The sequence below is a fragment of the Helicobacter sp. 23-1048 genome (genome assembly GCF_053654545.1).
Genome location: NZ_JBSIUT010000001.1, coordinates 444,183 through 467,752, shown reverse-complemented (window position 1 = coordinate 467,752; position 23,570 = coordinate 444,183). Strand labels below are relative to the sequence as shown.

Below are 23,570 nucleotides of genomic sequence, written 5' to 3'. Positions count from 1 at the left end.
CGCCTTGTAGTAGAATCTCCTTATTCTTAATGCTAAGTTTAGCAGATTCTACGCATAAGATATACAAAATCCACATACATTTTTTGTGCCACTTTTACAATTTTTCTCATTTGCTTCCATAAAAACACATATTTTGTATTACTTTTCGTTTAAGAAAGGGCATTAAAATATTCTCGTAATAACCACAAACAATGATTTATTGAGAATCTACTTCCATAAAAAAGGAGCAACACAATGAAAAAAATTCTTCTTCTAAGCACACTTGTCTTTGGGGGCATTTATGCGTTTGAGTTTAAAGATGCCCCAGCTGTGCAAAATCGCAGTAATCCAGCAACCTCATCACAAACCATTCAATCTTATGCGTCTGCCTTAGGTGATGCGACTAAGGCTGTGGTGAATATCTCTACTCAAAAGCAAGTTTCTAACGCAATGCCAAATCACCCAATGTTTGATGACCCGTTTTTTCAGCAGTTTTTTGGAGACATATATGGACAGATTCCGCGCGATAGAATCGACCGCTCTCTTGGTAGTGGCGTGATTATCTCTAAAGATGGCTATATCATCACCAACCACCACGTCATCGAAGGTGCAGATAAAATTTTAGTGAGTTTTTCAGGGAGCAATAATGAATACACCGCTAAAGTCATTGGCTCAGATTCCCGAAGTGATTTAGCAGTAATCAAACTCAATAGAACCAATTTGCCTGTGATTAGCTTCGCAGATTCTGATAAAGTAATGGTGGGAGATATTGTCTTTGCCATTGGGAATCCATTTGGCGTGGGAGAGACCGTTACACAGGGGATAGTCTCAGGGCTTAATAAAAGTGGCATTGGCATTAACGACTATGAAAACTTTATCCAAACAGACGCTTCAATCAATCCGGGAAATTCAGGCGGTGCGCTGGTGGATTCTCGGGGTGCGCTTATTGGCATTAACACAGCCATTTTATCCCGCACAGGTGGGAATCACGGCGTAGGATTTGCCATTCCATCAGAAATGGTGAAAAAAATCGCTAAGCAACTTATCGAAAAAGGCTCTGTTACGAGAGGTTACTTAGGCGTGGGAATCCAAGATGTAGGGGAGGATTTAAAAAACACTTATGGGCGCAGAGATGGTGCATTAGTCATCAGCATAGAGCCTCAAAGCCCAGCAGCAAAGGCTGGTATGCTCGTATGGGACTTAATCATCGAAGTCAATGGGAAAAAAATTAAATCCGCCCAAGAACTTAAAAACACCATAGGAATGCTCCCTCCAAAACAGCAAGTAAGCATAAAATATATTCGCGAAAAGCAGGAGCGCACAGCGCAAGTAACACTTAGCGAGCTCACCGAAGAAAAACGCGCAAGCAACCAAACACCGCTCCCATCAAACAATCAAAGCCTAACGCTTTCTGGCATTGATGGGTTAAGTGTGGGGGAACTCACACAAAATGTGCGCAGACGCTATCAAATCCCAAATGATACACAAGGAGTGATTGTGGTAGAAATCAAACGAGATTCTCCAGCACAAAAAGCTGGATTTGAAGTGGGAGACATTATCTCACAAATTGAAGATAGCACCATTAGAGGATTAAACGACTTTAGTGCCGCCGTAGCAAAGCACAAAAACAAAAACAAGCGCATTTTGGTCTATTCAAGGAGTGGCACAAAAACTATTGTCATTAAATAAGCAAAATTATTGTAGAATCTATCTCACCAAAACTAAAATAACATAAGGGGAAATAGTGATTGAGAGCATTACACCCAAAGAATTAAAAGCCGTGCAAGACAAAATCTACGCTATTTGTGGTATCCACATTGACGATTCTAAAGCTTCAATGATGAAAAACAGAATCTACAAACTTGCCAAAGAAGTGGCGCACGATAATATTGGAGAGTTGCTCCAAAAAGTAGATAAAGATGAAAGCGTTAAAGAATGCTTTGTCAATGTTTTTACCACCAACAAAACGGACTTTTTTAGAGAAAGTTTTCATTTTGATGATATGTTAGACCGCGCATTGCCAGAGCTTTTTCGCAATCAGCCAAAAATCAAAATCTATTGTTGTGCTTCTTCGAGCGGACAAGAGCCTTATACCATTGCACTCACTGCACTTTACGCTAAGCAAGTGTATAATTCTTCGGCTGATATTGAGATTGTCGCCACAGATATTGATACCCAAATGCTAGAGCTTGCAAAAAAGGGGGTATATGAAGTCAATCCTCAATTAGAAAAATATCCTAAATGGGTAGATTCTGTGTTAGAAGAGTATTTTGACATTGATGATATAAGCCCAAAAGAACGCGTAATGAAAGCAAAAAATAACCTTAAAAAAATCATAACTTTTAAAACACTCAATCTCTTTAATTCCAAATATCCATTTAAAAGTGAAGAATTTGATATTGTCTTTTGTCGCAATGTGTTGATTTATTTCAAAAAAGATGACCAAATTGCTATCTTAGAACGATTGTTTGATTTATTAAGACCTGATGGGACTTTTTATCTCGGACACTCAGAATCGCTCTACCATATCGCCAACACCACCGAACGACTTGGGCATAAAATCTTTATTAAGCGTAATGCTTAAGGACAGGCAATGATACCAGAGAGCGAAATACAAAACCCAAGCCAAAAGCTCCACCCCGATGTGCTTATGCCTAGCAAGCCGTGTAAGGATTTGTTGCGTCCTAAACTTATTGCCATTGGTGCGAGCACAGGCGGTGTGGAGACATTAAGCAGTATTTTTAGTGCGCTCCCTACGGGCTTGCCACCGATTGTTATCGTCCAGCACATTCCGGGCACTTTTGGCACTTCATTTGCCAAACGATTGAATGCAAACTCCGCCCTTGAGGTAAGTGAAGTAACCCAAAAAATAAAACTGAAAGAATCTTGTGCGTATCTCGCTGGTGGTGATGCGCATATATCTCTTGGCTATGAAGGTGGGCACTACACAGCAAAACCCCTAGAAGGTCCTAGAATCTCACGCCATAAACCAAGCGTAGATATTTTATTTCGTAGCACAAATAACACAGCAGGGAGGAATGCGCTTGGTGTGATTCTCACGGGAATGGGCGATGATGGGAGCATTGGGCTAAAAGAAATGTTTGATAATGGTGCGCTCACTATCGCACAAAGCAAAGAAAGCTGTGTGGTTTTTGGAATGCCTAAAAAAGCCATAGAAATTGGTGCAGCAAGGCTTGTGCTTGATTTAAATAAAATCATTGAAAAAATCATCGCCTTTAAAGATTATGTGCATAAAGATGACGATGATTCAGGAACTTATGACATTTAATTGCCTAAATTATAAGGAGAATCTAATGAAGTTTTTTAATGTGGTGTTGCTTTTTGGGGTGTTTAATCTTTGTAATGCGAGCGTGATAGCAGGTGTAGCGATTAGAGTTAATGGGAATGCAATCACAATAAATGAGATTAAAAAGCTCCAACAAGAACTAAAAATTGGCAAAAAAGAAGCCATTGATTTGCTTATCAACGAACGACTAAAAGATGATGAAATTGCGCGATTTAAAATCACCATTGATGAGTTTAAAATTGATGATGAAATCACTAGGATTGCCACATCAAGTGGCATTACCAAAAGCGCGCTTATCTCTAAGCTCGCTAAAGATGGCATAGGTTACCAAGACTATCGCGCTGAACTCAAAAAAGAACTCCAAACACGCGAACTAATGCAAAAAATCCTCGCGAGCAATGTCAATATCACCGATGAAAACGAGCTTTTTGCCTACTATAACAAGCATAAAAGCCAATTTGAAGTGCCATCTAGCGTAAAAGTAATGCGTTATAGTAGCAATGATGATGCCCTGCTTCAAAGAGCAATAAAAGAACGCAAAAAAAACTTTAGCGGTGTGGAAAAGCAAGAGGAGGAGATTTCCATCGCTTCACTCAACAACCAAATAGCCCAAATATTCACCTCCACACCAAAGGGTCAATTCACTCCTGTGCTCAATGCTGGAAATAATATTTTGGTGAGTTTTTTTATTATAGAAAAAAAGGGGCACAAACTAATGAGTTTTGAAGAGGCAAAGCCCCTAGTCAATCAACGCATAATGGCACAAAGAGAGCAAGGCATTATCCAAGAGCACTTTGCAAAGGTGCGCTCAAGCGCAAAAATCGTATATTTACGAGAATAGCGAATCGTAAAAGACTATCTCTTGCATAACAAATGGAGGCTCTATGCAATGGTATAAAGACCCGATTTTTGGTGTCATCTTATTGCTTGGAATCATTGCTTGCGCCGTTGGCATTGACCTCATTCGTAACAAATGGCGCGAAAAAAAACGGCTAGATTGTATTGACAATCTCAAAAAATCCTATGAATTTTTAGGACTACAAGATGGTGTGGAGGAATTTTTAACCTTAAGCAACAACCCCATTCCAACTTTAGAATTCATCGCCAGAAGCTATACTAAAAGCGGACATATCAAAGAAGCGATAAAAATCTATGTGAGTATGCTTGAACACACCGCGCATTCAGAGCAAAAGGTGCAGATTCTCTATGAGTTAGGCAACGCGTATATGAGTGCTGGATTTTTGCAACGAGCAAAAGAAGTGTTTTTAGAGATTCTCTCAATCTATCCACGCAACACAGAATCTCTTGATTGTTTGCTTAAAGTGTATGAACACTTGGGCGAACATCAAAACGCGCTCCACGCGCTAGATACACTAGAAGAAGTCTATGGGCAAAGCGAGCAAGGCAAGCAACCAAACACCACACAATATATGGATTATATCGCGCTTACCCGCGCATATCTGCAATGCTTGGTGATTTATGAGGGCACACAAAGCATTAGTGAAAAGTGCAAAAATCTCGTGCAAATAAAAAATACTTTTCCTAAACTTGAGCGCGTTATATTGGAATTATGCAGAGATTTAAGTATGGGGGTTTTCTGGCAAGAAGCAATGAAAGCAACCCATATAAAGAATCTTTTTGATATTTTTTGGAAAAGTGAAAAAAAAAGCGTGCCTTTTGAACACATAAAAAATCCACACATTCAAGCAATCTATCAAGCAAAAGGCTGGCTTAAACAGCCCACAAAAGACAATCTCACACATACAAGCCAACTCTCAAATACACAACAATTTCATTTAGAAACCTACGCACTCTTACAAAAATATTCAAAACACAAGGCTGACTTGCGCTTTGAATATCGTTGTAATGAATGCAACCATATCTTGCCATTTTATAACGCGCGCTGTCCAAATTGTAACGCCATCGCAAGCCTTGAAGTCATAAGCAAACTCACCGAGTGCGACAATGAAACGCATAACCCTGTATTGTGATGGCTCATCACTTGGCAATCCGGGTGCTGGAGGCTGGTGTGGAATCTTAGAGTTTAATGGCGTTCAAAAAATCGTGCAAGGCAATGCAAAGCTCGCCACAAACAACCAAATGGAGCTCCAAGCTGTCATTGCATCTCTCAGTGCATTAAAAGAGCCTTGTGAAGTGCATTTATACAGCGACTCAAAATATGTCGTAGAGGGGATTAACACTTGGCTTAGAAATTGGGAAGCAAAACACTTCAAAAAAGTAAAAAACCCCGAACTATGGCAAAAATACCTACAAGTCGCAAAGCCCCATACCATTATCGCGCATTGGGTGCAAGGACACGCGGGAGTGCCACTTAATGAGCAATGTGATGCTATCGCCAAAGCCCAAGCCCTAAAAGCCCAACAAGATGAGTAGATTTGCGATTGTCATCTATGGTCTTTTATGATACAATGTCTGTGATTTTGCGCTAGATTCGCACAAAATGCAAGAATCTAGCCCTTTTATCTAGCTTAAATCTAACAACAAGGAAACAAATATGCCCCGCCCGCGCAATAAAGATGAGCTATTATCAGCGATGCGTGATGAGTTTGCCAAGCTTTTGGGGCTTATCCAAAGCGCGTCTAACGATGTGTTGGAGAGGGATTTTGCCCGCCCACTGCGTGATAATGCACGCGATAAAAATGCCCGCGATGTGCTTATCCACCTCTATGAATGGCATACAATGCTAGAGGATTTTATCATCAATAATGTGGAGCGCGAGGGCGAAAGATTCACACAAAAGCCAGAGATTGCGCCATTTTTGCCTCCCCCGTATAATTGGCGCACTTACCCACAGCTCAATGTAGAGATTTGGCAAAAGCACCAAAGCACGAGTTTGCAAGACGCGCTAGACTCTCTACAATCAAGTCATAGCAGGATTATAAACCTTGCCGAGCAATTTAGCAACGATGAGCTATTTGGCAAGGGGCATTTTGGCTTCACAGGGACAAATGCGCTCGCCTCATATATGATTTCAAGCACTTCTAGCCACTATGCGTGGGCGATAAAGCAACTAAAAATGGGCTTAAAAGACAAAACCTAATAACGCTAAAAGTTAGATTTTTACATTTTTCGCAATTTTTATCATTTGTTTGAAAAATTTGCGTTTTCCCCCTTGACTTAGAGTCGTGCTTGTGTTTTGTTATTTTTGGTTTGAGATTGCCACGATTTTGCAACTTTTTTCAGGTCGCAAATTCTCACAATGACAAACAGCATTGAAATTTTAAAATTTAAAGCAAGCAAATTCTTTCTCCCGCATTCTCCCGCACGCGTTTTTTTGCCTTAGTTGTCATATCATTTTATCGTTGCAAAATCCACACAAATTCTTTAATGGATTTTTGGGTGTTGTTTTTGTGGCTTTTAAATCGCGGATAATCGAGCTCTATAAAATCCACACGCCCATTTTGTGCGCGTAAAAACTCCACACGAGTGCTTCTCGTATTGTATGCTAACTTTAGTATGTAGAATTATAGTATGTTTTTTAGTAGCATTCTATGTATGAAACACGCAATTAACATAAAAGTTGGCAACAACATACGCAATATACGGCAAAGCAAGGGCTTATCCCAAGAGCAGTTGGCAGACAAAGCCTGTGTGCATAGGACATACATAGGTATGGTTGAGCGGGCAGAAAAAAATCTCACACTTGTGAGTTTAGAAAAAATCGCTAATGCGTTGGGTGTGAAAATTGAAGTGCTGTTAGGGGATAATTAAATGGGTAAAAAGGAATTGCAAGGCAGGGAAAATTGGCAAAATATCAGCGGAGAAAAAGCTATCACGGCGGAAAATCGATTTTTTGCAGTGTTTAGCGAATTTTTTAAAACCTCTTTACAAGACTTTCAAATCATAGCAAAACCAAAAGAATTAAATAACATTTACAAAAATATTACACTGCCACACAATATCTCATCTAAAATTTATAATCCACCAAACGGATATGGAAAGCACGGAATCTCACCTGACTATGCCATAATAAATACAAGCAATGGCAAGATACTATATATCGAAGTCAAAAGGCAAGATGGTTGGGTTGAGGGGAAAGATATGAGTGCAGGTAGGGGTAATGCACACGAAAGGGCGTGTAAATTATTTACACCGGGATTATTAGAAATAATGAGAAATGCAGGCGGTTTGACAAATAGTCCATTGCCATTTTGGATTGTGTTTCAAGGAGATATTGCTAGAGACCCAAAAAGGACAAGAGAAATCTTTTGTTGGTTTAAGGGATTTGAGGGACACTTTTCTTTATGGAGCAATGAAGATTCTAATGATTTGATAACAAAACATTTTACAGATTATTTTCAAAAGTTTTTTATTTAAGATTCTAATCCCCAAGATTCCCAGCCTGTCTGCTTCTTTCTTGCAAATAGCTCAATTTTGTCTTGTGTTGGAAACATTTTTTCTATATTTTGTAGCACTTCTATTGGCTTTTGACTATGTAGTGTGCGCTCAACCCTAACTAATTGTTTGATATTTCTCGCACCTCTAGGTTTTGGGATTCTACCTTTTTTAAACACCAAACACAATTCACAATAAGAAAGCGTGTATTGCCCGGGATTATGTTTCATCTTATCCCATACAAAAGCCACAGTTTTATACTCAAATCCCCAATGTCGTCCCAAAGAAATAGCCTGCTCCAAATGCGGACTAGATGACCACATAAACAACAAACAATCATCTTTTGCAATTTGGGACAAATGTAGCTTTTTTAGTTCCTCAATTTTTAGCGTGGGGTATTGAAAAGAAGCTGAGCTTATAAAAATATTTTTACTAAAATCTATATTTTCTTTGTCCTTGCTGCTTTTATCAAACTGCAATTTTCCATTGTAATGCCACGGTGGGTCAGCATAGATAATGTCATATTTTTTACTTGGCAATGGCGGAAATAAATCATTAAGCATATTTTTTTTGCTTTTTTGCTGTGCTGTAAGTTTATAGACAGAATAGCCTGTTTTTGGTTGCTCTTGTGTTGTATTTGTAGAATTATCAAATAAGCTAACCATAACCTAAACTCCTAGCATATTGATGTGTTTAATGCGCTTGCTAAGTGACTTTTTAATTTAGTTAGCATTATTTCTTTCTCTCTTTGTAAGTCTTTTCTTGGTAGCTTTTAATCATTTGTTCAGTATAATAAAAAGAACAGATAAAAATCATCACTACGATAGCAGCACAAACGCACAAATTTAAATTAAAATATGAAGTAGAATGTGAAAAATATAAGCACACCAAAGATAAAAGAATAGAATTTCTAAAAAATCCATAAGAAACATTTTTCCAAAAAAGTTTATTATCGCCTCGTGTAATTTCTAAAAGGTAAGTTATTATATTATTGTCATTGTTATGCTTTTTGAATAAAGTTTTGTAAATATCTTTTTCAAATAGACTTAAATATAAAATAGTTGGATTTTTAATTTTCCATAATAATTTCTCTATAATTTTAATAATAGCAGCGGACGAAAAACCACAAACGCCAGATAAGATAAACAATAAAATAATAAATACAATGCTATTGCTTTGCAAAATTTCAACATCATACTCAAGCAAAAAATACACAGCTGTTATAAATAAAAATCCCGGTGCGAATCTCGCACAAAGATTATAAGAATCTAAAAGCTGTTTTAGGTCAGTCATAGGACTCTACCTTGTCATAAAATGGTGTTGGCGTTGCAGTAGTCCAACCTTCTCTTTCAGGCATATTGCGATGATGATGAATTGTGCTACCTTTTGTTTCTATTACCTTGCAACCTCTGCGAATAAAAGCGTTGGTAATAACCCGTCTTGGGTGGTTTGTATCATTTTTTCCAGCTGAAACAAAAGCTGTTACGGATTCTTTTTCCTTTTTTCCTATTGCACCTATAATTTGATTTAAAATTTTTGGACTAACATTTCGCCTACTTCCGTGATGTGGAATTTGAATAAATTGCAAATTTTGAGATATGTTTATGCCTATACTTGTAGCAAAATCATAAGCATTTTGCAGAGCCTCATTTCCAGCATCGCCCGTTAATAAAACACCTTTGTTATTAAAATTTGCATACAAAATTACACTACTTTCATTTTCTCTGCTTGTTTCACCACTATTTCTTAATGTTTCAATTCCTAAAGTTTCACTTATACTAAAAAGTTTTTCTAAACCTAATGTTAAAAAGTTAGGTTTAGAATCTTCCGTAGATTGTATTTCTTTTGTTTTATCTGAATTTGGTATTAAATCAAGTAAATGCCACTCTATATTAGGGGACAAAACAATAAATTCTCCAATTTTGCTACTCTCATAAGGTTCATTTATTTTAATTCCTTTTTCTTTTGCTATAAGTTCCAATTCTTTTGCGTATTTATAATAATCTCCACTAAGCCTTTCTTCAAAACTTTTTGCTGTAACTCTGCCATCTATCCACAAGTTAGGATTATTATAAATATAATTTATAATATCTTTTGCATAAACCCAAGGTCTATGAATCCATAATTCTCCAACCTCTAAATTTTCCAAAACTTCGGTGAGTCCTGATGCGTGGTCTTGGTCGGGATGTGTATTGACCACATAATCCACACGAGTGCCATAATACTCTCTTATATGTTCTACTAATTTTTGCCCTGATTCTTTTGTGCCACCATCGACAACCATAACCTTATAATCGCTTTGTGTGCTATAGCGAATAGCTATTGCATCTCCGCTTTTATTTCCGTTTCCAACAGGCAAAAAATCTATTTCGTAGCCAAAGCCACTCATTGTCTATCCTCACAAAATAAAAAATATAACGCAATTATATCAAATTTTCCATAAAAATTTTCTTGCACCGACTTTGGTGTGCCTAGTTGTCAATGTATTTGTGCTATTTGATAAGAGCAAAAAATAATTCTATGCGAAAATCTTAAACGCAAATGGCTAAGCTGTGAGCTATATAAACCTTACTTTAAAATGATAAACGATAGACTAAAACTCAAATGAAGCAATCAAAAATGACTTTAGATTGCCAAATTTTACTCGCACAAATATAAGCCCGAACAACGCAAAATTAAGTTTGCTTAAGCAGTCAAATCAAAACCAATTTTGCTAGTAGCAACCAAAAATTAAACACAAAATCCACAAAATCTAGCGCAAGAAAAAATGTGATAAATGCAAATGATTGTAGCATAGAAATGTTGTAGATTTTTACGCGCTTTCTTGCACTTTTTTAGACTTTTTTACAAAATCGTTGAAAAATTTGCGTTTTTCCCCTTGACTTAGAGTTGCTATCAGGGTTTATAATTGCGACAAATTTAGCTTTTAAATTTTAAAAACAAAGACATTATAAAGGGGCAAGTATGCAAAACACAAGCGATTCTAAACGGCGAGAGTTTCTCAAAACTTCGGGCAAAATCGCCCTAGCGAGTATGGCTATGACTTCAGGCGTTGCGCCCGTAATGGCGCATTCAAATAAAGGTGCGACAAACCAAAATCAAAACAAAGCAAAACCAAATCAAAAAGGAGCAAGTATGCAAACTATCAAACTTAATAACGGCGTGAAAATGCCAATTTTGGGCTATGGGACTTATCAGATTCCAAATAATGCAGTGCAACGATGCGTTGAAGACGCGATTAGCGTGGGCTATCGTTTGATTGATACCGCACAGGCGTATGCAAACGAGGAGGGCATAGGCGCGGCGATAAAAACCGCGCTAAATGGCGGAATAAAGCGTGATGAACTCTTTATCGAAACAAAACTATGGATAAGCCACACAAACCAAAAGGACGCGCTAAAGGCGTTTGATTTAAGTTGCAAAAAGTTAGGCGTGGATTATGTTGATTTATACATTATTCATCAGCCTTATAATGACACTTACGGCGCGTGGCGGGCGATGAGCAAGCTACACAAAGAGTGCAAAATTCGCGCGATTGGCGTGAGTAATTTTTACCCCGATACAATCACGGATTTTTGTATGTTTAATGACATAAAACCTGCGATAAATCAAATCGAATTGCACCCGCTTTTTCAAAAAGTTGATGAGCAAAAAATCAACAATGATTTAGGTGTTGCGGTGCAGAGCTGGGCGAGTTTCGCAGAGGGCAAAGGTGAAATGTTTAGCAACAAAGTGCTTCAATCTATCGGGGAAAAATACGACAAAACCCCCGCACAAGTCATCTTGCGCTGGCTAATCGAGCGCAATATCGCGGTGATTCCTAAAACTACGCGACTTGAGCGAATGAAAGAGAATTTCGCCGTGTTTGATTTCAAACTCACGCAAGAAGACAAAACAAAAATCGCTAAATTAGACACGGGCAAGACGCAATTTATCGACCACAGAGACCCTGAGCGCGTAAAATGGCTGGCAAATTATAAGGCGAAATAGCGATTTGTAGCAAAGGAGGCAACAATGACAAATGGAGCAAAATCTATCAAATTTATCGCGCTATGCGTGATTTTAGGAGGTTTGAGTATGGTAAATGCAGCAGAGCAAGAATTACTCAAAGCGGGGAGTTTGGGCGGATTTGAAGGCAATGATAAGATATTTAGCGGCAAAGTCAAAATAACAACGCTTTTTAAAGACGCGCCTTATCGGGCGTTTGGCGGGGGATTGGTAGAGTTTAGCAAGGGTGCGCGCACTGCGTGGCATACCCACCCCGCTGGACAAACACTCATCGTTACACAAGGCACAATCATCACAGGTAGCGAAAATGGCGAAGTGCAAATCGCACATAAGGGCGATACAATCCTTTGTCCGCCAAATGTGAAGCATTGGCACGGCGCGACTGACAAGCAAAATGGCGCGCATATCGCCATCACAGGTGTGAAAAATGGGCAAAATGTCGTATGGCTAGAAAAACTAAGCGATGAGGAATACAAATCCGCGCTAAAAAAGGCAAAGTAAATTTTGGAGTTTTTGTCATATTGAGGGATAAAACCAAAATATCTCTACCTTGTGATTTTTAAGGCTTTTAAGCCCAAAAATCTCTAGATTCTAGAATCTATGATTTGAGATACTTCGATTTTGCAAAAAATCTCAAGTATGACAAAAATACATTGAAATTTTAAAATTTAAAGGAGTAAGTATGAATATTTTAGTGGCGTATTTTAGCGCGAGTGGGATTACCAAAGAAGTCGCACAGACAATCACAAAGGTAGCGGGGGAAATGCAGGGCGTAGAATCTTGTGAAATGTATGAAATCACGCCCACAACGCCTTACACAAGCGCGGATTTGGATTGGACAAATGAGCAAAGTAGAAGCACGATTGAGTGCAAGGACAAACGCTCGCGCCCTCCTCTTGCGGGCAATATCGACATAGCGCGTTTTGAAGTTGTCATTATAGGATTTCCTATTTGGTGGTATAGCGCGCCACCTGTGGTGTTTAGCTTTTTAGAATCAAGCGATTTTGGTGGCAAGATTATATTGCCATTTTGCACGAGCGGTGGGAGTGAGCTAGGCTCTGCGCCACGCGAGATACAAAAGCTCGTGCCAAATGCCAAAGTCCTAGAGGGAGCGAAATTTAACTTCGGGGCAAACAAATCCACTATCCGCAAATGGCTAAATAGCACGGGAATTATGCAGGATTAAAAATAAATTGTGTAGTGAAATTTGTAACATTTAATATACAATATCATTATGATAAATTTTGAATGGGACAGCGCAAAATCACAAAGTAATCTCGCTAAGCACGACATAGATTTTGAATAAGTAAAGAGTGTGTTGGCGATGAGTGTGCGAGAGTGATTTATGATAAAAATCACCCAAGTAGCGAGGATAGATTTGTCATATTAGGAATGAGCAAACAGCTAAGAAGTTTAGTAGTAAAAATTAGAGATAACAATTTAGGCATTTGCAAAATCTCGCACAAAATTTCATAAAAGATTTTTTAGCATTTGTAGGTAAAGTCAAAGGTGAAGGGATAGATTTGGAAAACAAAATGAAATTTGCAGAGCATAGAAGTAATGGGTTTATGGTAGATTTAGTGCGTGATGGACTAGATTTTAGTGTGGAAAGTATCAGTGGCATAAATAGCAAAGATTGGGAGCGATTTAGAAAAGAGCGCGATAGCACAAAGAAATATGTAAAAGTTTTAGGTAAAGTATGTGAGGCTATTGTAAAAGAGATTTTTAGCATAGATGACGGACAAGAAAGCGAGCAAGATTTAGCAAATATTGCATTCTTTTGCGTTTTAATCAAAGAATGTTTGGGCTATTATAGTCAATATAAAAGCTATTTTGAGACTTTGGGGGCAAGTCAAAAGCAGTTAGATTTTATTTCGGCAAGCGTGTTTTTTATCCCTTTTGTGGCACACGCTATTGCTGATAGCACCACAAGTAGCGAGAGAAACTTTCAACTAGAGCCTTTTATCATCGATAGAATCTTGCCTAGTGATTCCAAAAGTGCAATAGCGAAGTATTTGAGTTTTGTAGAATGCAGATTTTTAGCAAAAAATCCTACAAAATCATTCAAATCCTCTCTTAAAGAAATCTTGGATAAAGAAAAAATTATCGGTTATGATTCTATCAATAAAGACATTGATAATTGGCTAAATGGCAAAAATCCCCCGAGTTTAGAGCATATCAAAATCATCGCAAAAATCGGAGAATACTGCGAAAATCTATCAAATAGACAGATTGAAGTTTTGCTAAAAATCGCTAAGGTGATTCAATCACTTTATGGTAAAGCAAAAGAGTATTTTGGTGTGGATTTGGCAGATTTATTGGTAGAGCATTTTAGGTTGGTTAGCATAATAGATTTTCAACAAATGGTGATACTATCGCAAACAAAAGATATTGTAGCTTTTGAGGCTATGATAGATGCAATGAGCGAAAAGCTACCAAAATCTACTTCTATAACTTTGCGTAAATATTTATATTTTTATTTTTCAAATCCATTTTTTGATTTTTGCTTACATAAATTTGGAATGGAGGGCAAATATAGTGCAAAATTAAAACAACAAGAAAAAGAATATTTTAAAAATATCCAAGAATTTGTTACCGTTATAACACAAATTGACGAAAAAAAGTTTTTCGATAATGTCGATTTTTTCTTACCTGTGCGATATTTTGTCCCGCAAAACACTAATGATTTTGATGTGAAAGATTGGCAAGCATATTTCAACGATAGAGTGCAATCTTTTCTTAAACCAAGTGAAGCTAACATACCAGACAAAGAATTATTAGAGAAATGCCTTAATGCGAACTTTATGCAATATGCGAAACTCATCAAATATTTACTCCCATTAACCTTGCCCACAAAAGAAAAACAACCTAATGATGAAATAAATTTTGAAAAAGCCCTACAAAAAGTGCAAGAAAAATATGATATTAGCGAGGACCCCTATATTTGCTTTATGCAGGCGAGATTTTACGCGCAAAAATTAGAGTTAGACAAAGCAAATGAATACTATCTCAAAGCCTTAAAATATGGTAAAAATATTATAGGTGGCAATGTAAAATTTGTCATCAAAGAGGGGCTAATAGTTTCGGCACGACTGACAGACAAAAAGAAGCTGGACTTAAATAATGCCAAAAGTGATTTTACAAAATTTTATAAAGAAGCAGTATTTTTAAATCTTATTAGCAATTTGTTCGATGACAATCATTTTTCTCAACATTTTTTGCTTGATGAACAAAAGAAATTTGAGGGATATTTTTGTCATCTTTATCCTAGTGCTACTATGGGTAACTCGGTACAATCTCAAAAATATGTGGGTATTTTGGTTGATAAAAAGAGTCTCAAAATGCAAAAAAAGTTGAAAAAATTTCAAAATCCTAGTTTTACAAGCATTACACCCAATTTTTTTATGGCAACTAAAGACAAATTAGAAAATATAAAAATAGATTTTAAAAATCCCAATAAACTTCTTACGCAATATCCAAATCTAACTACACAGCTTATGCACTGCTGTTTGATGAAAGATATAGAATCTGTGAAAAAACTTTTAGAAGCTGGTGCAGATGTCAATATTTTAGGTAAAAGTGATAATTCAAGTGTATTATTTTATTGTATAAGCGGAATGTCAATTCCACTTCATATTCAAACTGCACACATTGAAATTGCAAAATTGCTTATCCCCAAATGTTCCAAAGAAACACTTAATGCAAGGCTTATTAAAAGAAGAGAAACGATTTTATCTCTTTGCATTGAAAGAGGGTTAGTTGAGTTAGTTAAATTACTGATAGAAAATGGGGTAGATTTAGAATCAAAAACTTGTAGTATGGACGATATGTCCCCACTTTATTGGTGTATCTCGCAGATTGCAGTTGCAAATGAAAAAGTGTATCTTGGCTATGGAATGAATAATTTGACAGAACAACAAATCAAAAATCTAGTAGGTATAAGCAGTAATGCAACATTTGATGATGAATATTTTATGGATTTTGAAAAACAAAAAGCACAAATGGTTCAAGATACTCAAAGGCAAACAATAATGACTAACTATCATAAACAAAATTTAGCAAATTATTATCAAATATTTGATTTGCTTGTGGAGCATTGTGATAAGGTGGATATTATCCAAGAGAATTTATATAATTTTACACCACTTATCTATGCCACCAAAATTGATGAGCCAATTTTGGTTGAAAAACTTTTAGCAAAAGGCGCGGATAAAACTCTTAAATTAGATGATGGCAAAACTGCTTATGACTATGCAGAGAAAAACCATAATGTAGAGTTAATGATAAAACTTCGGCACTAAAATCACCCTATAAGAATCAAATCTTATAGGGTTTTATAGCTATTTTAATCCCACTTGCAAAGTGGTGTTTTGATTGCCTGTGTGTTTTAGCGTAAAAATATGAGGGTATCGCCCAAGCACTTCCTTCCAGCTTTCCCCAAAGGATTCCACACTTAGAGATTGACATTTTAAGTAATCCCCTATTTTAGCCATATTACACCAGCCATCTTTGTGCATTGCCTCAATGGCTTGAATAAGCAATGAGAGTTTTTCCCCCTCATTCAATGTTAAGGTTTTGGATTTTGCAAATAAGGCTTTATTTTGTGATTCCTCTACAATGTCGCTCTTTGGTGGAAATTCTATAAAAATATTATACGCATTTCGTAGTCGATTTGGAGCTTTTGACTCGCCAAAGCCGATAGCCTCTATCCCATTTGCTCGTATTTTTTGTGTTAAATGCGTAAAATCACTATCACTTGAGACAAGCACTATGCTTTGGGCAACTTTTTTACTTAGTATCTCTTCCATTACCTCCGTAGCTATCGCTATATCAGCTCCATTTTTACCAAAGTTATTGTTAAAAACTTGTTGTGGCGTGATAGCATATTTTTCTAGCAATGCTTGATTCCAGCAGTTTTCCTTGCTCCAATCCTTAAATGCGTGTTTTGCGATGACATTATAAGGTTTTAAAAATTCAAACACAAAATCAACAAAATCCGCTGACACATTTTCACAATCAAAATACACCGCCATTTTTTTATTCTCGCTCATTTTAGCCTCCTTTATGCGCCAACTCTGTATCTATTTTGAAATTTTACTTTATCAAAGTTGGCATATTTCAAAATCTCATCATCACTCATTTCTAGCACACTAGGACTATATGAATAGTGTGAATGTTCATTTTGATAGAATCTCCCAAAACAATCAAGCATAATGTAAGAATTTGTCATTTGGCTTTTTGACTCTGCTGAAATGAAACTTGCAAAATCCTTGTGATTATCCAAAAATGTTCTATATTCCAAGTCCGTGCAAAATATTTTTTGCGTGCCTATACTTAGGGCTTGCAAGACTTTCCATTTATGTGGTTTTAGCACGCTAATAAAATCTCCAAAATATTCCGCATAATTATGGTTTGTAACCACCGTGTTTATTTTGATTTTAAGATTTTCATTGCACCGCTTTAAATCATTTGCTATTTGCAAAATCTCATAGGGTTGTAGTGTTTGTAGCGTGTTGCCAACTTTGGCATACCTACCAATTTTGATATTTGTGTTGTGTTGCAAACTATCCACGCTCATACCAAGCATAGATAATGATTTGGCATTTTGCTCTATCCAGCCATTCAAGCCAATATTTGGGCGTGCCAAATACGAAGCATTGCTAATAAGTGATACTTCAAGGCCTATATCTTTAGCTTTTTGCAAAATAAGGCTAAGATTTGATACAAGCAGTGGCTCACCACCAGCGATATTTAGCCGAATCTCACTATATTCACGCTTAAACGCCTTATAGACTTTGCACAAAAGATTTTCGCTATCTTGCAGAGAATCTGACACGATAGCGAGTGTAGATTTTGCATATTTGACAAAGCAATGCTTGCAAACATAATTGCATTCCTCTGTGATATGCCAATTTATGACAATTTTGTCCATTTTGTCTCCTTTTTTTGATTTTGTCTTTTTGGACGACACAATTATGTAAAAATTGACAAAAAATATATAGGAAATCAAAAGGACAAGAAAAAATCATTTTTTGCAAAATCGTTGAAAAATTTGTGATTTTCCCCTTGACTTAGAGTTGCTATCAGGGTTTATAATACGCAAATGTAGATTTAAATTTTAAAAACAAAGACATTCAAAGGAGCAAGTATGCAAAAATTTATCATAAAAATTGCTAGATTTTTGGCGTTTATCGTGTTTATCGCAATGCCTTTGAACGCCGAATCTAAGCATAAGGATAGCAAAATGATAATAGAGCTAAAATTTCAACTACAAAGTGGCATAGCAACATCACAAGTAAAGCTAGAGGACAATCCCGCTACGCGTGATTTTTACGCGCTTTTGCCTTTGAGTTTAGAATTTCGCGACTATGTAGGCAAAGAGAAAATCTCGCCCGCCCTGCCAAGAGGGCTAAATACAAACGGACTAAATGGCTATAATCCGCAAGTTGGGGATTTGTTTTATTTTAGCCCGTGGGGGAATTTGGGGATTTTCTATGAAAAGCAACCATTTCATAGCGGACTTGTGCGCTTTGGAAGCGTGGATTCGCAAACGATAGAAAAAATCAAAGCGCAACAAGATGGCTTTGTGATTACATTTGAGAGAGTAAAATAGAGGGCAAAAAATGGAAAATCTTAAAGAATTATTGGGTTTAGATAGCGTGGATTTTAGCAATGAAATTTTTGCGAAAGATTTGCGTGGCGAGGGAGTGAATTATCAAAGTTGTGGCTGGGAGGAAATGTTTAAAGCGATTACCAATGCGCAAAAAATAGTCGCATATCTCAATGCTGGCTACCGCTCCCGCGAGGAAACGCTTGAGATTTTAAGCGAACTTTTTGGCTATGTGCTAGATTCTAGTGTGTGGGTTATGCCACCATTTTACACGGATTTTGGACGCAATATTGCCTTAGAAAAAGGCGTGTTTATCAATACTTGTTGCACCTTTATGGATAGAGGTGGGATTGAAGTGGGCGAAGGGACATTTATCGCGCCAAAGGTAAATATCGTTACCATAAACCACGACTTTAATCCCTACAATCGTCAAGCGACATTTTGCAAACCTGTCAAAATCGGCAACCGCGTGTGGATAGGAATCGGCGCGACTATTTGCCCAAATGTAACTATCGGAGATAACTCCATAATCGCAGCAGGCGCGGTGGTAACTAAAAATGTCCCACCAAATGTCATAGTCGGTGGCAATCCCGCTAAAATCATCAAAAATATATAAAAGTTTTGTATGAGCTATAATGCGCAAATCTTTGGCAAATGCAAGTTTAGCAAGACTTAAAAAACGCGTTTTAAAATTTAAATTTTAAAGGAGTAAGTATGCAAAATCTAAACTCAAATCAAAATCTCACAAGCACAAAACGGCGAGATTTTATCAAAAATAGCGCAAAAGTCGCCGGCGTGCTTGGCGTGGCAACCCTAGCGGGAGCGAGCTTCAATGCGTGTAGCGATAACAGCGCAAACCAAAATCTATCCAAAGGAGAATCTATGAACCTCACAAACACAGCAAAATTAAACTTAGAGCGATATTTTGGCAAGGACTTTAGCGCAAGTGAGCTAGCGCAAAATGACGCAGAATTTTTAGAGCGATACGCAAATTTTGCCTTTGATGAAGTGCTTTCCCACACAAATTTAGAGGAAAAAGAGCGACTTATGCTAACGCTTGGTGCGCTTATCGCCACGCAAGGAGTAAGCGAGTATAAAAATATGCTTAATGCTAGTCTCAATGCGGGCGTGTATCCTAGCGCGATAAAAGAAATCTGCTACCAAGCCACGCCATACATTGGAATGGGCAAGGGGCTAGAATTTATCATCGCTACAAATGAAGTCTTTAAACAGCGCAAAATCCCAATGCCTCTAGAATCTAGAGCCACCACCACGCGAGAAAATCGCGTCCAAAAAGGGCTAGAAGTGCAAAGAGCAATCTTTGGGGAGGCAATCGATAAAGGCAATGCCTCCGCTCCAAACGATGAAAAACATATCCGCACATTTTTAAGCGGGCATTGTTTTGGGGATTTTTACACGCGAGGCGGGCTTGATTTGAAATTCCGCGAGCTTTTGACATTTGTCTTTGTCGCAAGTATCGGCGGGGCAGACACACAAGTCAAAGCACACATACAAGGCAATCTTAATATGGGCAATGACAGAGCTACACTCATTGCTACCATTACCGCGCTTATTCCCTATATCGGCTATCCGCGTGCGCTAAACGCGCTAAGTGCATTGCCAAAGGGGTAAAATCTTGCTACGCAATTTTTGTATTTTTTATAAAATCGTTGAAAAATTTGCGTTTTTCCCCTTGACTTAGAGTTGCTATCAGGGTTTATAATTGCGACAAATCTCGAATCGAGATTTTCAATACATCATAAAGGAGCAAGTATGCAAACGATTCAAAACAAACAAAGACGAGAGTTTATCGCAGATTCTGCAAAAATGGGTGCGCTTGGTGTAAGCGCGATTTTGGGAGGCTCAGCACTCTTTGCTAGCGATGCAAATGCAGCCCAAACAAGCGGACAAAATCTAGGCAAATCCCAAATCATCGGCACAGATAAGGCAATAGCACAGGCAAAAAGCGGAGCGCGGATTGATTCTAAAGGCTACGCAACTTTTAGCAAGGATTTCACATTTAAGCCCCACACTTTCACGCGCCACCCGCTAGGCGAGAGAGATATTTTGATAGAGATTCTCTACGCTGGGATTTGCCATAGCGACTTGCATTCAGTGGCTGGAGACCACCACGCACCGACTTATCCCATAGTCCCCGGGCACGAAATCGCAGGGCGCGTAGTCGCAGTGGGAAGCAAAGTCAGCAAATTTAAAGTCGGTGATTACGCAGGAATCGGCTGTATGGTAAATAGCTGTGGTGAGTGCGAAGCGTGCAAAAGAAGCGAAGAGCAATTCTGCACCAATGCTAAAACCGTCTTTACCTACAATAGCAAAGATGTCTTTCACGGCGGGGAAAACACCTATGGTGGCTACTCAAACAACTATGTGCTAAGCGAAAAATTTGCCATAAAAGTCCCAAAATCAGCCCAAATTGAAAAAGTCGCACCCCTGCTTTGCGCTGGGATTACGACTTATTCGCCTATAATGTTTAGCAAAGTCAAAAAGGGACAAAAAGTCGCCGTTGCAGGTGTAGGCGGACTAGGACATTTAGCAGTGAAATATATGGTGGCATTAGGCGCGGAAGTTACGGGATTTGACATAGTCGATAAGCGCGAATCGGTGCTAAAACTAGGCGCGAAGCGATTTATCAATGTCAAAGATAAAGAGTTTAGCCAAATTACAAATGAATTTGACTTTATCATTTCGACTATCCCCTATCACTACGACATAAACGCCTATCAAAAAATGCTAAAAATGTATGGAGAAATGGCTATCGTAGGACTGCCATCGCCAAAAGATAATCCTCATTTAGACGCAAATGCGATGATTTGGCAATTTAGACGCAAGATTTATAGCTCACTGATTGGTGGCATAAAGCAAACGCAAGAAATGCTAGATTTTAGCGTGAAAAATAATATCTACCCTGAAATCGAGCTAATCCCTATCAGCGAACTTGATAATGCCTACAAAAAAGTCGCCAAAGGCGAAGCGAAATTTCGATTCGTCATTGATATGAAAACTCTAAGCTAACATTTTTTAAATAAAAGGATAAAAAATGGAAACAATGCTAAAATTAGTGCAATACGCATTTGACGCGATGATTGCCTTTGTATGTGGAGTGAGCGCAAATGCGGTAAGTTGGGATAAAGATGAATTTGTCAAATATAGCGCAAATAGGGGTGAAAGCGTAAATGTGCTAATCATTGGTGCAAATGGTAGCGTGGCAAAATGGGCGATTGAAGGCTTTTTGCAAAGCACAAATGCAAATCTAAAGCTATATTTGCGCAATTCTGCGCGTTTGGCAGAAGTGGCACAGCAAAATCCAAGTCGAATCACGCTAATTGAAGGCGATGCGACTGACAAAAACGCGCTTAAAAATGCAATGAAAAATGTCAATGTCGTCTATGCAAATCTCGCAGGGAGCGATTTAGTAAAAATGGCACAAAGCATTACAGAAGCAATGAAAGAAGTAGGTGTGAAGCGTATCATTTGGATGACAACTTATGGCGTTCATCAAAAGGAATGCCAAGAGATTCCATCTGGTAGCTGGGGCGATTCGGGCGCACCAAAAAACTATGTGGATTCGGTAAAAGCAGTGGAAAAAAGCGGATTAGATTACACAATCATTCGTGGGCAGTGGTTTTCTAGCGTTGATGAAATCGACTATGAGCTAACCAAAAAATGCGAACTCTTTAAAAATCCTGACGCAAAAATCTCACGCAAATCCATAGCGCACTTAATTATTCGCCTAGCTTTAGAGCCAAATTTTGGTGTGAGAGAGAGCTTTGGGATAAATAAACCCACCAAATAGATTTTTAATAGATTCACAAATGGAAAGAAAAAATAATGCGTAAAAAACTATGGCGAATCTTTAAATATATACTTGGCGTTTTTGCCTTGCTGTGTGTGATTATGGCGATTTGGTGGATAAATATGGAGGGCATTTTTATGAGCGATTTAAAGGACACAAAGGCGCGAATCGCAAATTCGCCACATTTTGTGAATGGCGTAGCAAAAAATATCGAGGATACGCCTATAATGACGGATTTATGCAACGATTTGGGGCGCGAATCTGGCGATTTAGAGATAAAAAAGCTATGCAAATCAAGCGATTCAAGCGAGTCCCAAAGCAAATTTAAAGCGATTTTGTCCTTGCTAAAAATGCCAAAATCCGTGATTCCTAGCACCAAAAGCGATTTGAGTGAAATGCAAAAAAGCGATAGTTTCGTGTGGTTAGGGCATAGCTCGTATATGCTAAATTTGGGCGGACAGAGGCTACTAATAGACCCGATTTTGAATGACAATGCCGCGCCCGTGCCTTTTGTCATTCGCCCATTTCACGGGGCTGATATTTACGCGCCTAGCAATATTCCTAGCGTGGATTTTCTAATCATCACGCACAATCACTACGACCATTTAAGCAAATCCACCATTCGCGCACTCTCAACCAAAATAAAACACGCGATTGTCCCGCTTGGCGTGGGAAAATATCTCAAAGCGTGGGGCATTAGTGAGGATAAAATCACGGAGTTAGATTGGGGCGAAAATGTGGAATTTAGCGTGGATTTTGGGGCTTTGCGCTTTCATTGCCTAACCGCTAGACATTTTTCAGGCAGGGGATTGCTAGACCAAAATAAGAGTTTGTGGGCGAGTTTTTTGGTGGAATATGGCGCGGATTCACACAAATCACAAAGCAAAAATCCGCAAGATTTGCGAGATTTGCACTCCAAAGATTCGACAGATTCACACGATTCGTGCCATAAAGATTCGCAAGATTTGCGCAAATCCAAAGTCAAAAAAATCTTTATCGGTGGCGATAGTGGCTATGGGGCGCATTTTGCAGAGTTTGGCAAAAGATTTGGCGCAATTGACTTGGCATTTTTGGAAAATGGGCAGTATAATCCGCAGTGGGGACAAATCCACACATTTCCTCACCAAAATCTACAAATCGCAAAAGAGCTAAACGCAAAAGCGATAATGCCCGTGCATAACTCTAAATTTCGCCTTGCACCGCACGAATGGAGCGAGCCTTTGGAGCAAATTTACACGCTTTATTTGCAGGGCAAAACACAAAATAAATTTGATTTTTTGCTTCTAACGCCACAAGTTGGGCAAATCGTCCCTTTGTGGAGTGAGTATAAAAAGGACGATTTTAGCGCGTGGTGGCGAGAAGTAAATGCAAATCCAAAATAATTTGCAGATTTTTTTTGTTAAAATTTGCGATTCACTATTGATAGATAGCTACTATCATCTTTTATAATTGCGTTTTTAAAATTTAAATTTTAAAGGCGTAAAATGGCAAATCTTAAA

At 38.1% G+C, this 23,570-nt stretch carries 25 protein-coding genes; 19 read left to right on the top strand and 6 right to left on the bottom strand.

Annotation, left to right across the window (positions count from 1 at the left end):
* The first annotated feature begins 234 nt into the window (after positions 1–234).
* The 7 genes from ACWIWK_RS02375 to ACWIWK_RS02345 all read left to right on the top strand — a co-directional run bounded on the left by ACWIWK_RS02375 (position 235) and on the right by ACWIWK_RS02345 (position 6,347).
* Positions 235–1,668, top strand: a complete 1,434-nt coding sequence (locus ACWIWK_RS02375) for a Do family serine endopeptidase (RefSeq protein ID WP_454150489.1) — start codon at positions 235–237, stop codon at positions 1,666–1,668.
* A gap of 55 nt (positions 1,669–1,723) precedes the next feature.
* Complete coding sequence (locus tag ACWIWK_RS02370) at positions 1,724–2,563, top strand: CheR family methyltransferase (RefSeq protein WP_454150487.1); 840 nt, start codon at positions 1,724–1,726, stop codon at positions 2,561–2,563.
* A 9-nt stretch (positions 2,564–2,572) separates the two neighbouring features.
* Entirely contained in the window at positions 2,573–3,268 is a 696-nt protein-coding gene (locus ACWIWK_RS02365; protein WP_454150485.1) for a CheB methylesterase domain-containing protein, read from the top strand.
* 25 nt (positions 3,269–3,293) lie between these two features.
* A complete protein-coding gene (locus ACWIWK_RS02360; RefSeq protein WP_454150483.1) occupies positions 3,294–4,127 on the top strand; it encodes a peptidylprolyl isomerase in 834 nt (277 codons plus the stop codon).
* A gap of 43 nt (positions 4,128–4,170) precedes the next feature.
* Positions 4,171–5,277, top strand: a complete 1,107-nt coding sequence (locus ACWIWK_RS02355) for a hypothetical protein (protein ID WP_454150481.1) — start codon at positions 4,171–4,173, stop codon at positions 5,275–5,277.
* A complete protein-coding gene (gene rnhA / locus ACWIWK_RS02350; protein ID WP_454150479.1) occupies positions 5,252–5,680 on the top strand; it encodes a ribonuclease HI in 429 nt (142 codons plus the stop codon). The genes ACWIWK_RS02355 and rnhA overlap by 26 nt, the downstream gene beginning before the upstream one ends.
* A 121-nt stretch (positions 5,681–5,801) precedes the next feature.
* Positions 5,802–6,347 (top strand): ClbS/DfsB family four-helix bundle protein, encoded by a 546-nt coding sequence (locus tag ACWIWK_RS02345; protein WP_454150477.1) that lies wholly within the window; start codon positions 5,802–5,804, stop codon positions 6,345–6,347.
* Between the two features lie 256 nt (positions 6,348–6,603).
* On the opposite strand, the gene ACWIWK_RS02340 is transcribed toward ACWIWK_RS02345, so the two are convergent.
* Entirely contained in the window at positions 6,604–6,729 is a 126-nt protein-coding gene (locus tag ACWIWK_RS02340; protein ID WP_454150476.1) for a hypothetical protein, read from the bottom strand.
* Positions 6,730–6,802: 73 nt separating this feature from the next.
* Here ACWIWK_RS02340 and ACWIWK_RS02335 point away from each other — a divergent pair, with 73 nt between their 5' ends.
* The gene (locus ACWIWK_RS02335) at positions 6,803–7,018 is read left to right on the top strand and encodes a helix-turn-helix domain-containing protein (RefSeq protein ID WP_454150474.1); all 216 of its coding nucleotides are present in this window, start codon (positions 6,803–6,805) and stop codon (positions 7,016–7,018) included.
* Complete coding sequence (locus tag ACWIWK_RS02330) at positions 7,019–7,624, top strand: MunI family type II restriction endonuclease (RefSeq protein WP_454150472.1); 606 nt, start codon at positions 7,019–7,021, stop codon at positions 7,622–7,624. It begins immediately after the preceding gene.
* Here the strand turns inward: ACWIWK_RS02330 and ACWIWK_RS02325 are convergent.
* The 3 genes from ACWIWK_RS02325 to ACWIWK_RS02315 form a co-directional block, all read right to left on the bottom strand.
* Entirely contained in the window at positions 7,621–8,307 is a 687-nt protein-coding gene (locus ACWIWK_RS02325) for an MT-A70 family methyltransferase (protein ID WP_454150470.1), read from the bottom strand. The genes ACWIWK_RS02330 and ACWIWK_RS02325 overlap by 4 nt on opposite strands.
* Positions 8,308–8,374: 67 nt before the next feature.
* On the bottom strand, positions 8,375–8,935 hold the full coding sequence (locus ACWIWK_RS02320; RefSeq protein WP_454150468.1) for a hypothetical protein: 561 nt from the start codon (positions 8,933–8,935) through the stop codon (positions 8,375–8,377).
* On the bottom strand, positions 8,928–10,031 hold the full coding sequence (locus ACWIWK_RS02315) for a ComEC/Rec2 family competence protein (RefSeq protein WP_454150467.1): 1,104 nt from the start codon (positions 10,029–10,031) through the stop codon (positions 8,928–8,930). The genes ACWIWK_RS02320 and ACWIWK_RS02315 overlap by 8 nt, the downstream gene beginning before the upstream one ends.
* Positions 10,032–10,606: 575 nt before the next feature.
* On the opposite strand from ACWIWK_RS02315, the gene ACWIWK_RS02310 reads away from it, so the two are divergent.
* From ACWIWK_RS02310 to ACWIWK_RS02295, 4 genes are all read left to right on the top strand, one after another.
* Entirely contained in the window at positions 10,607–11,632 is a 1,026-nt protein-coding gene (locus ACWIWK_RS02310; RefSeq protein WP_454150465.1) for an aldo/keto reductase, read from the top strand.
* A gap of 87 nt (positions 11,633–11,719) precedes the next feature.
* On the top strand, positions 11,720–12,151 hold the full coding sequence (locus ACWIWK_RS02305; protein ID WP_454152008.1) for a (R)-mandelonitrile lyase: 432 nt from the start codon (positions 11,720–11,722) through the stop codon (positions 12,149–12,151).
* 181 nt (positions 12,152–12,332) lie between these two features.
* A complete protein-coding gene (locus ACWIWK_RS02300) occupies positions 12,333–12,836 on the top strand; it encodes a flavodoxin (RefSeq protein WP_454150463.1) in 504 nt (167 codons plus the stop codon).
* A 349-nt stretch (positions 12,837–13,185) separates the two neighbouring features.
* On the top strand, positions 13,186–15,951 hold the full coding sequence (locus ACWIWK_RS02295; RefSeq protein ID WP_454150461.1) for an ankyrin repeat domain-containing protein: 2,766 nt from the start codon (positions 13,186–13,188) through the stop codon (positions 15,949–15,951).
* 39 nt (positions 15,952–15,990) lie between these two features.
* Here ACWIWK_RS02295 and ACWIWK_RS02290 read toward each other — a convergent pair whose 3' ends face one another.
* Positions 15,991–16,701 (bottom strand): NYN domain-containing protein, encoded by a 711-nt coding sequence (locus tag ACWIWK_RS02290; RefSeq protein ID WP_454150459.1) that lies wholly within the window; start codon positions 16,699–16,701, stop codon positions 15,991–15,993.
* Between the two features lie 11 nt (positions 16,702–16,712).
* Positions 16,713–17,582, bottom strand: a complete 870-nt coding sequence (locus ACWIWK_RS02285; RefSeq protein WP_454150457.1) for a viperin family antiviral radical SAM protein — start codon at positions 17,580–17,582, stop codon at positions 16,713–16,715.
* A 216-nt stretch (positions 17,583–17,798) separates the two neighbouring features.
* On the opposite strand from ACWIWK_RS02285, the gene ACWIWK_RS02280 reads away from it, so the two are divergent.
* The 6 genes from ACWIWK_RS02280 to ACWIWK_RS02255 all read left to right on the top strand — a co-directional run bounded on the left by ACWIWK_RS02280 (position 17,799) and on the right by ACWIWK_RS02255 (position 23,453).
* Positions 17,799–18,263 (top strand): cyclophilin-like fold protein, encoded by a 465-nt coding sequence (locus ACWIWK_RS02280; protein WP_454150456.1) that lies wholly within the window; start codon positions 17,799–17,801, stop codon positions 18,261–18,263.
* 10 nt (positions 18,264–18,273) lie between these two features.
* Positions 18,274–18,876 (top strand): sugar O-acetyltransferase, encoded by a 603-nt coding sequence (locus ACWIWK_RS02275; protein ID WP_454150454.1) that lies wholly within the window; start codon positions 18,274–18,276, stop codon positions 18,874–18,876.
* A 98-nt stretch (positions 18,877–18,974) separates the two neighbouring features.
* Complete coding sequence (locus tag ACWIWK_RS02270; RefSeq protein WP_454150452.1) at positions 18,975–19,892, top strand: carboxymuconolactone decarboxylase family protein; 918 nt, start codon at positions 18,975–18,977, stop codon at positions 19,890–19,892.
* A gap of 141 nt (positions 19,893–20,033) precedes the next feature.
* Positions 20,034–21,290, top strand: coding sequence for an NAD(P)-dependent alcohol dehydrogenase (locus ACWIWK_RS02265; RefSeq protein ID WP_454150450.1), 1,257 nt, complete (start codon positions 20,034–20,036; stop codon positions 21,288–21,290).
* A gap of 25 nt (positions 21,291–21,315) precedes the next feature.
* Complete coding sequence (locus ACWIWK_RS02260) at positions 21,316–22,071, top strand: NAD(P)H-binding protein (protein WP_454150449.1); 756 nt, start codon at positions 21,316–21,318, stop codon at positions 22,069–22,071.
* Between the two features lie 35 nt (positions 22,072–22,106).
* Entirely contained in the window at positions 22,107–23,453 is a 1,347-nt protein-coding gene (locus tag ACWIWK_RS02255) for an MBL fold metallo-hydrolase (RefSeq protein ID WP_454150447.1), read from the top strand.
* Positions 23,454–23,570 lie beyond the last annotated feature (117 nt).